This is a genomic window from Actinomadura sediminis (assembly GCF_042675525.1).
Lineage (GTDB): Bacteria > Actinomycetota > Actinomycetes > Streptosporangiales > Streptosporangiaceae > Spirillospora > Spirillospora sediminis.
Window position 1 is genome coordinate 24,605 of sequence record NZ_JBHTJA010000077.1, and the last position, 8,386, is coordinate 32,990.

Consider the following 8,386-nt stretch of genomic DNA (forward strand, 5'->3'; position numbering starts at 1 on the left):
AGCTGCGGTCGCTCAGGTCCACCGCCGGCGCGCGGGCCGACGGCCGGTCTCCCCCTCTGTCATCGGCACCTGAGAGCTTCACCCGCGCACGGGGTTTCCCCTTCGGTGAGCCGCCGTTCCCGATCCGCCGGGATCGACGCCTGCTTTCCAGAGGTGCCTCGCCCGAGCGGTCCTTTTGCCTGAGAGGTTCCGGGGAGGTTGCCCCTTCGGCGCCCCACGCCGGCTGCGTGAGGTCTCTCCCGCACAGGGTCGACGGCCTGTCCGGGACAAACCCTACCCAACCGCGGCGCCCGGCGATCGTCCCGGCCCCGTAACGGGACGTTCACCGCCGTGACCTCGGCGACGGCGCCGTACCGGCGAGTACCCCGGACAGTACGATATGACCGTCCCGCCGGGGACGCGACGGGACGGACGACGAGGGGCGACGGGTGGACGGAGCGACGGCCGGACGGGGGTCCGCCGCTCGACCGGGCGCGGCCCGTTCTGGGACGCTGATCACGATGACGGACGGCCGGGACGGCGACGGGTGACGCAGACGCAGGATGGCGCGGTGCGCCCGAGGCGAGGCGCCTCCGCGGGCGTGCCCGTCGACGAGCCCGCGCAGCCGGACCGCATCCGCCGCCCGTCCGACGCCATCCGGTTCGGGGTGTCCTGCGCCGGGCTCGCCGTGGTGATGCTGCTGGTGTCGTTCGCGCAGCAGACCACGCACGGCATCCAGACCGACATCGCCGAGGGCACCGCCCACGCGCCCGAGCTCCTGCTGGCGCTGGCCACCCTGGCGTCGAGCTTCGGCGTGCTGGCCGTGCCCATCGCGTTCGCCGTCGAGCGGCTGTTCCACAAGGACGGCATGCGGGTCGCCATCGCGCTGCTCGCCGCGATGATCGCGTTCGCCGTCACGATCACCCTGGACGACCTGGTGGTGCAGGCCGCGCCCGGCGGCGTGCTGGACTCGCTGATCTGGGGCGGCACCGACACGGCCCCGGTGCACACCGACATCGCGCCCGTGATCGCGTTCGTCAGCGTGGTCGGGATGGCCGGGCGGACCCGCTGGCAGACCGCCACCTGGTCCATGATCGGACTGGCCGCGCTGACCGGCCTGACCGCCGCCTACGCCTCGGTGTCGGCGCTCGCGGCGACGTACTTCCTGGGCCGCGCGATCGGGCACGGCACCCTGTACGCGGTCGGCACCCCGAACCCGCGACCGACGGGCATGACGGTGGTGACGGCGCTGGAGCGGCTGGGGCTGTGCCCGCGGCGGGCGGCGCGGCTCGACGATCCCGCGGACGGCGGCGAGGACGCGCGCCGCTACGGCGTCGTGCTGTCCCCGGCGTCCGCCGAGGGGGACGCGGTCCCGCTGCCGCCCGGCGGCGCGCACGGCGCCTGGCATCTGGAGCTGCGGGTCCTGGACCGCGACCAGCAGACCGCCGGGCTGCCGTACCGGCTGTGGCGGATGCTGCGGCTGCGCCGCAGCACGGCCGGGCGGACGCTGCGGTCGCTGCGCCGGTCGCTGGAGCAGGAGTCGCTCACCGCGTACGCCGCCGCGGCGGCGGGCGCCCGGACCCCGCGGCTGGTCGGGACGCTCGAGGTGGGGACGCAGGCGGCGCTGCTGGCGTACGAGCACGTGCCGGGGCGGCGGCTGCGGGACGTCCCCGCCGAGGAGATCACCGACGAGCTGCTCACGGACGTGTGGCGGCAGTTCGGGAGGCTCCAGAAGGGCCGGCTGGCGCACCGCAGGCTGGAGGAGGACGCGGTCCTGGTCGGCGACGACGGCGCCGCCCACCTGGTCGACCTGTGGTCCGGGGAGATCGCGGCCGGTGACCTGGCGCTGCGGCTGGACCTGGCGCAGCTGCTCACCACCCTGGCGCTGCGGGCCGGGCCGGAGCGCGCCGTGCGGACGGCGGTGCCGGTGCTCGGCGAGGAGGCGCTGGCGGCGGCGGTGCCGATGCTGCAGCGGGTGGCGCTGTCGCGGGCGACGCGGCAGGCGGTGCGGCGGGACCGGGACCTGCTGCCCCGCATCCGGGACGAGATCGTCCGGCTGAAGCCCGAGTCGGAGGCCGCGCCCGTCCGGCTGGAGCGGTTCCGGCCGCGGACGATCTTCAGCGTGGTGGCGCTGTCGATCGCCGCGTACATCGTCATCCCCCAGCTCGGCAGCATCGACCTGATGCAGCTGGTCGCGCGGGCGTCCTGGTGGTGGGCGGGCGTGGCGCTGGGCGCGGCGGCGCTGACCTACCTGGCGGCGGCGTTCATGCTGATGGGCTTCGTCCCCGAGCGGCTCCCGCTGTGGCGGACGGTGCTGGTGCAGGTGGCGGCGTCGTTCGTGAAGCTGGTGGCGCCGGCGGCGGTCGGCGGCGTCGCGGTCAACACCCGTTACCTGCAGCGCTCGGGCGTCCGGCCGGGCCCGGCGGTGGCGAGCGTCGGCGCGTCCCAGCTCGTCGGGCTCGTGGTGCACGTCCTGCTGCTGGTGCTGTTCGGCTTCCTGACCGGTTCGACGAGCACCGCGACGAAGGACCTGGCGCCGTCCCGCACGGTCGTGATCGCGGTGCTGCTGCTGGGGCTGGTCACGGGGCTGGCGCTGACGATCCCGCGGGTACGGCGGGTGGTCACCACCCGGCTGCGGAGCATGTTCTCGGGCGTGGGGCCGCGGCTGGTGGACGTCCTGCAGTCGCCGCGCAAGCTCTTCACCGGGCTGGGCGGCACGCTTCTGCTGACGGTGGGTTTCGTGCTCTGCCTGGACGCGTCGATCCGCGCGTTCGGCGGTTCGCTGCCGTGGACGGCGGTGGTGGTGGTGTTCCTGACGGCCAACGCGGTGGGCTCGGCGGTCCCGACGCCCGGCGGTCTCGGCGCCGTGGAGGGGGCGCTGACGCTGGCGCTGACGATCTCGGGGCTGGCGGCGGAGACCGCGGCGTCGGCGGTGCTGCTCTACCGCCTGCTGACGCTGTGGCTGCCGGTGCTGCCCGGCTGGGCGGCGTTCGCCTACCTCCAGCGCAAAGAGGCGCTCTAGCCGGTGCGGCGGGCGCGCCGCCGGTCGGCGAGCTCGTCGTGCGGGTGGCCGCCGCGGTCGTCCGAGGCGGCCCGTTCGGCGGGCAGTTCGGCGAGACTGCCCTCGACCTCCTGCCACACCCGTCCCAGCGCGATGCCGAACACGCCCTGGCCGCCCTGCAGGAGGTCGACGACCTCGTCGGGCGAGGTGCACTCGTAGACGCTGACGCCGTCGCTCATGAGCGTGATCTGCGCGAGGTCCTCGACGCCGCGGTCGCGCAGGTGGGTCACGGCGGTGCGGATCTGCTGCAGCGACACGCCCGTGTCGAGGAGCCGCTTCACGACCTTGAGGACCAGGATGTCGCGGAAGCTGTACAGCCGCTGGCTGCCGGATCCGTGCGCCGACCGGACGCTGGGCTCGACGAGCTTGGTGCGGGCCCAGTAGTCCAGTTGCCGGTAGGTGATGCCCGCCGCCGAGCACGCCGTCGGGCCGCGGTAGCCGACGTCCTCCGGCGGAGCCGACACCCGCGTGTCGAAGAGCAGGCCCTGCTCTCCGGCACGCCGGGACGCGACGTGCCTGTCGGGGGTGGCCTTGCCCTCGCCGCTGCTCACCGCCACGCGGACCTCCGGCTTCTATCATCCCGTGCCGGTCCGTCAAGGGGGTTTGACGAATTACACCACGGGTGTTCCACCAGCACGGTAGGTGCCGGTCAGGGTGTGGTCAACGTTCGCCGTCGGCGCGTCGCATGCCCGGATGAACCGGCTTCACGTGGGCAAACCGCGCACCCTTCGTCGCCACTGCGGTCCTACCCTTCCGGACGCCCCCCGGAAACCGCCACTTCCCAGGGCGATGCACGACCAATGACGTCAGATCTCGAATATACCTCGTGGAGTGACATTCCCCACGGGCGCCCCTGTCCCAGGCGTACCTACCCCGCTCCCGCGCGGCAAACGACCCCGCGTCTTTCAAGATCGTTAAGCGTGTTCGTGAAGCCCGGGTCAGCATCGGGCCCCGGGCCCGCGCGAGGACGCGCCGGCGAGCGGAGCCGGGCGGGCTCGACGGCGGCGGCCGGGCTCAGCCGGCGCGGCCGAAGTCCTCGGGGGTGATGGTGTCGAGGAACTCCCGGAACTTCTCGACCTCGTCCTCCTGCTCGTCCGGGATGGCGACGCCGGCCTCCTCGAGGATGTCCTCGCTGGCGAAGATGGTGGCGCCGGTGCGCAGGGCGAGCGCGATGGAGTCGGACGGGCGGGCGCTGACCTCGACGCCGTTGGAGAACACCAGGTCGGCGAAGAAGATCCCCTCGCGGAGCGCGGTGATGTTCACGGTGCTCAGCTGGACGCTCAGCGCGTCGAGGACGTCGCGGAAGAGGTCGTGGGTGAGGGGGCGCGCGGGCAGCACGCCCTGCTGGGCGAAGGCGATCGCCGTGGCCTCGACGGCCCCGATCCAGATGGGCAGGTAGCGCTCGCCCTCCGTCTCCTTCAACAGGACGATCGGCTGATTGGAGGGCATCTCGACCCGGACGCCGACGACCTCCATCTGCTTCACTGCGGCTCCCTGCTCGTTCGCTGTCTCGATCGTCCGCGTGCGGCCGGACCGATTCCACCCGAGCCCGAAACCCCGAGCCCTGTAGCCAACGTACACCCACGTTCGGACGGAACGCCGCGCCCCGGGGGCGGCAAAATCCTGCCGGGCGGCGGTGATCAGTGGTCGAGGCTTTCCCGGAGGCTCGCCGACAGCAGCGCGGCGTGCAGCTTCACCGACAGCGCGGCGATCTCGCGGGCGGTCTCGGCGGCCTGCTCGTGGGCGTCCGGGCTGCGGCGGCGCAACTGGGGCGCGACGGTCTGCTCGATGAGCCCGGCCTGGCGGTCGGCGGCGGCCTTGACGGCCCGCAGATGCCGCACCTCGAAGCCGTACTCGCCGAGGGCGGCGGCGGCGCGGGCGACGGTGAGGGCCTCCGCCTCGTAGTGGGCGCCGCGCCGGCGGACCAGCCCGTACTCCTCCAGCCGGGCGAGGAGCGCCTCGTCGATCCCGGCGCCGTCGAGGAGCTGGCGGCGGGTGAGCCGGACGGCGGCGGTGTCGGCGGTCCCGTCGGCGGCGACGAGGGTGCGGGGACGGCTCCGGTCCGGTTCGGGGCGGCGGGCGCCGAGCGGCGGGGCCGGCTCGCCGCGGTCGCGGGCCTCGAGGTGCTGCCGGATGGCGCGCAGCGGCATGTAGTGGTCGCGCTGGGCGGTGAGGACGAACCGGAGGCGTTCGACGTCGGCCGCTCCGAACTTGCGGTATCCCGAGGGGCTGCGCTGCGGTTCGATCAGCCCCTCGGACTCCAGAAACCTGATCTTGGAGATGGTGATGTCGGGGAACTCGGGCCGCAGCAGCCCGAGAACGTCCCCGATCGTCATCAGGGACCTGGCCGGTTGCGCGTTCAAGGCCCCTCCCATCGTGCTCCCGTCATGGCCGCGTCCGGTTCGCCTCGGGGTCGCCGGGGTCCGGTCAGCCGTGCTGCGGGTTGGTGAGGAAGACCAGCCGGAACTTGCCGATCTGGACCTCGTCGCCGCCCGCCAGGGCGGTGTGGTCGATCCGCTGCCGGTTGACGTAGGTGCCGTTGAGCGCGCCCACGTCGCGGACGGAGAACCGCCCGTTCTGGCGGAGGAACTCGGCGTGCTTGCGGGACACGGTGACGTCGTCCAGGAAGATGTCGCTCTCGGGGTGCCGGCCGCAGGAGGTGCGGTCCTGGTCGAGCAGGAAACGGCTGCCGGCGTTCGGGCCGCGCTTGACCACGAGCAGCGCGGTGCCCGGAGGCAGCGCGTCCACGCCCATCTGGTCGGACGGGACGGGCGGTTCCTCGGCGCCCGTGTCGGCGTCCAGCGCCTCGATCCCCCCGATGGAGATCGTGGACGTGGACTCGCCGGGCGACTCGCGAGGGGGCGGCGCGTTCCGCGTCAGCGGGGTGCCGCAGTAGGAGCAGAAGCGGGCATCATCCGGGTTGGCGTGACCGCACTGCGTGCAGTAGACGCTCGGCATCGATCGGCTCGGCCTCCTACCTCGGCGTGCCGCTCGCGGACCTCCGCTCGCCGCGGGAGCCGCGCGCGTCACGCGCATCCTTCAACCAACCCACGCCGGGGACCCGCCCCCGACCACGGTCCATCTCACCGCCCGCGCTCGCCACGGTCGCCGCAACCGACGGTCGCCGCAACTTACGCGGGTATGACCCGAGGGGTCAACCGGGGCCGGCGAGACCCAAACTACCTCCGCCGATGATCGCAGGTCCATGCCGCCGCGCGGCACGCCTCCGGTCATGACGCACCGGCCGGGTCTCCGGTTCACCGCGTCCCCCGTGTTCCCCTCAGGACACGACCGTATCGCGCCCGCGGCGGTCCTCGCGCCCGGGGTGATCAACTTGTCGGAAGGGTCCCGTCCGGGGCCGTTTCCCCGTCCGTCACCCCGGCTCCCCGGCCGGCGTCGCGGCGGTCGGGACGGGCGTCCGCCGCCGTACTCGGCGCGCTCGCGTTCGCGGCGGCGGGGACGGACCCCGGCGAGGCGCGCAGCGGGGCGCCGGCGCGGTCCGGCCCGGCGCGCGAGGGTCTGTCGGCGCTGCGGCGCGCGGGCGTCCCTCGGGCGTCCTGACGCCCGTGGACGGCCCGGGCCGCGCGGCGCCGGCCCGGAGTCGGCCGCGGAACGGCCGCGCGGCCTGCCGGGCGTGCGGGCGGCCCCGGCCCCGACTCGTCCGCGCTACGGGCGGGCGACGGCCGTGCCGGACCGGTCGAGGCCGACGTGCAGGGCGAGCCCGGCGAGCACGGAGCCCATGAAGTACCGCTGGGCGCGCTGCCAGGCGGGGCGCCGCGCGAGGAACGCCGCGAAGCTCCCGGCGCCGAGCATGATGAGGGCGTTCACGGTGATCGCGATGCTGATCTGGACGAGCCCGAGGAGCAGGCTCTGCAGGGCGACGTGCCCGCGCTCGGGCTCGACGAACTGCGGCAGCAGCGACACGTACAGGATCGCGATCTTCGGGTTGAGCAGGTTCGTGACGAGGCCCATGGCGAAGAGGCGGCGCGGCGGGTCGGCCGGGAGCTCCTTCGGCTCGAACGCCGACCGGCCGCCGGGCCGGACCGCCTGCCAGGCCAGCCACAGCAGGTACAGCGCCCCGGCGACCTTCAGGACGGTGTAGAGCGGCGGGACGAGCCCGAACACGGCGGTGATCCCGGCGGTCGCGGCGAGGACGTAGGCGACGAACCCCGTCGCGACGCCCGCGAGGGAGATCAGTCCGGCGCGGCGGCCCTGGGTGATCGAGCGCGACACCAGGTAGATCATGTTCGGTCCCGGGGTGAGGACCAGTCCGAGGGAGACGAGGGCGATGGCGGCCACCGCGGTAGACGAGATCAATCCGTGCTCCTGCCGTGAGTGTTGCACCGATCGTAAATGTCGGAGCAATCTGCGACAATACGAATATTGATCTCGGTGCAATCCGGAGCGGGGGCGGACGATGGACGACTACCGGCGGGTCGCCGACACGGTGGCCGCCGACATCGCGGCCGGGCGGCTGCGCCCCGGCGACCGCCTGCCGCCGCAGCGCGCGTTCGCCCGCGAACGCGGCATCGCGCCGTCCACCGCGAGCCGCGTGTACCGGGAGCTGGCGCTGCGCGGGCTGGTCGTCGGCGAGGTCGGGCGCGGCACGTTCGTCCGCGCGGCCAACCCGCGGCCGGCTTCGCCGCTGGGCGAGCCGGTCGCCGCCCCGGTCGACCTGGAAGTCGGGCACCCGGTGACGCCCGGGCAGGGCGCGCTGCTGGCGCCGGGGCTCGCGCGGGCGGCCGAGGCGGCGCACGTCCCCTCCCGCGTCGCCGGGACCCCGGACGTCCGGGCCGCCGCGGCGTCCCTGCTGGCCGTGCCGGGCTGGTCCCCCGCACCGGACGACGTCCTGTTCGCCGCGGGCGGCCGGCAGGCCATCGCGGGGGCGGTGGCCGCGCTCGTCCCGCCGGGCGGGCGGCTGGCGGTGGAGGAGCTCACGTACCCGGTGGTGAGGGCGATCGCCGCGCGGCTCGGCGTCGCGCTCGTCCCGGTCGCGGCGGACGGGCACGGCCTGCGCCCGGACGCGCTCGCCGACGCGCACCGAAGGACCCCCTTCGCCGCCGTCTTCCTGCAGCCCACGCTGCACAACCCGACCGGGACGACGATGCCCGCGCGGCGGCGGGCCGCGATCGCGGAGGTCCTCGAACGGACCGGCGTCCACGCCGTCGAGGACCGGGTCTGGTCGTTCCTGGCCGAGGACGGGCCGCCGCCGCTGGCGGCGTTCGCGCCCGCCCGCACGATCGCCGTCGACGGCCTCGCCAAGCGGCTCGCGCCCGGCCTGGGCGTCGGCTTCGCGGTCGCCCCGCCGTCCCTGCGCGGGCGCGTCGCCGACGCGCTGCGCGCGGG

The 8,386-nt window shown here is 74.6% G+C and carries 7 protein-coding genes and 2 riboswitches; of the genes, 2 read left to right on the forward strand and 5 right to left on the reverse strand.

All coding sequences use genetic code 11. The features are described from left to right. Positions 1 to 46 precede the first annotated feature (46 nt). A riboswitch (glycine riboswitch) is annotated at positions 47 to 157 on the reverse strand. Then, a riboswitch (glycine riboswitch) is annotated at positions 158 to 252 on the reverse strand. Positions 253 to 550: 298 nt separating this feature from the next. Beyond that, complete coding sequence (locus ACFQ11_RS27790) at positions 551 to 3,001, forward strand: lysylphosphatidylglycerol synthase domain-containing protein (RefSeq protein WP_378303857.1); 2,451 nt, start codon at positions 551 to 553, stop codon at positions 2,999 to 3,001. On the opposite strand, the gene ACFQ11_RS27795 is transcribed toward ACFQ11_RS27790, so the two are convergent. The 5 genes from ACFQ11_RS27795 to ACFQ11_RS27815 form a co-directional block, all read right to left on the reverse strand. Then, a complete protein-coding gene (locus tag ACFQ11_RS27795) occupies positions 2,998 to 3,597 on the reverse strand; it encodes a MerR family transcriptional regulator (RefSeq protein ID WP_378303860.1) in 600 nt (199 codons plus the stop codon). The genes ACFQ11_RS27790 and ACFQ11_RS27795 overlap by 4 nt on opposite strands. Before the next feature lie 457 nt (positions 3,598 to 4,054). Further along, positions 4,055 to 4,525: a bifunctional nuclease family protein gene (locus tag ACFQ11_RS27800; protein WP_026406115.1), complete on the reverse strand. Its 471-nt coding sequence runs from the start codon at positions 4,523 to 4,525 to the stop codon at positions 4,055 to 4,057. 155 nt (positions 4,526 to 4,680) lie between these two features. Then, positions 4,681 to 5,403 (reverse strand): transcriptional regulator FtsR, encoded by a 723-nt coding sequence (gene ftsR / locus ACFQ11_RS27805; RefSeq protein WP_378303863.1) that lies wholly within the window; start codon positions 5,401 to 5,403, stop codon positions 4,681 to 4,683. 64 nt (positions 5,404 to 5,467) lie between these two features. Beyond that, the gene (locus ACFQ11_RS27810) at positions 5,468 to 5,998 is read right to left on the reverse strand and encodes an FHA domain-containing protein (protein ID WP_378303865.1); all 531 of its coding nucleotides are present in this window, start codon (positions 5,996 to 5,998) and stop codon (positions 5,468 to 5,470) included. A gap of 708 nt (positions 5,999 to 6,706) precedes the next feature. Further along, positions 6,707 to 7,357 (reverse strand): LysE family translocator, encoded by a 651-nt coding sequence (locus ACFQ11_RS27815; RefSeq protein WP_378303867.1) that lies wholly within the window; start codon positions 7,355 to 7,357, stop codon positions 6,707 to 6,709. Positions 7,358 to 7,457: 100 nt separating this feature from the next. Between ACFQ11_RS27815 and ACFQ11_RS27820 the strand changes: the two genes are divergently transcribed. Then, a partial coding sequence (locus ACFQ11_RS27820) for an aminotransferase-like domain-containing protein (RefSeq protein WP_378303869.1) occupies positions 7,458 to 8,386 on the forward strand: 929 nt, incomplete at its 3' end.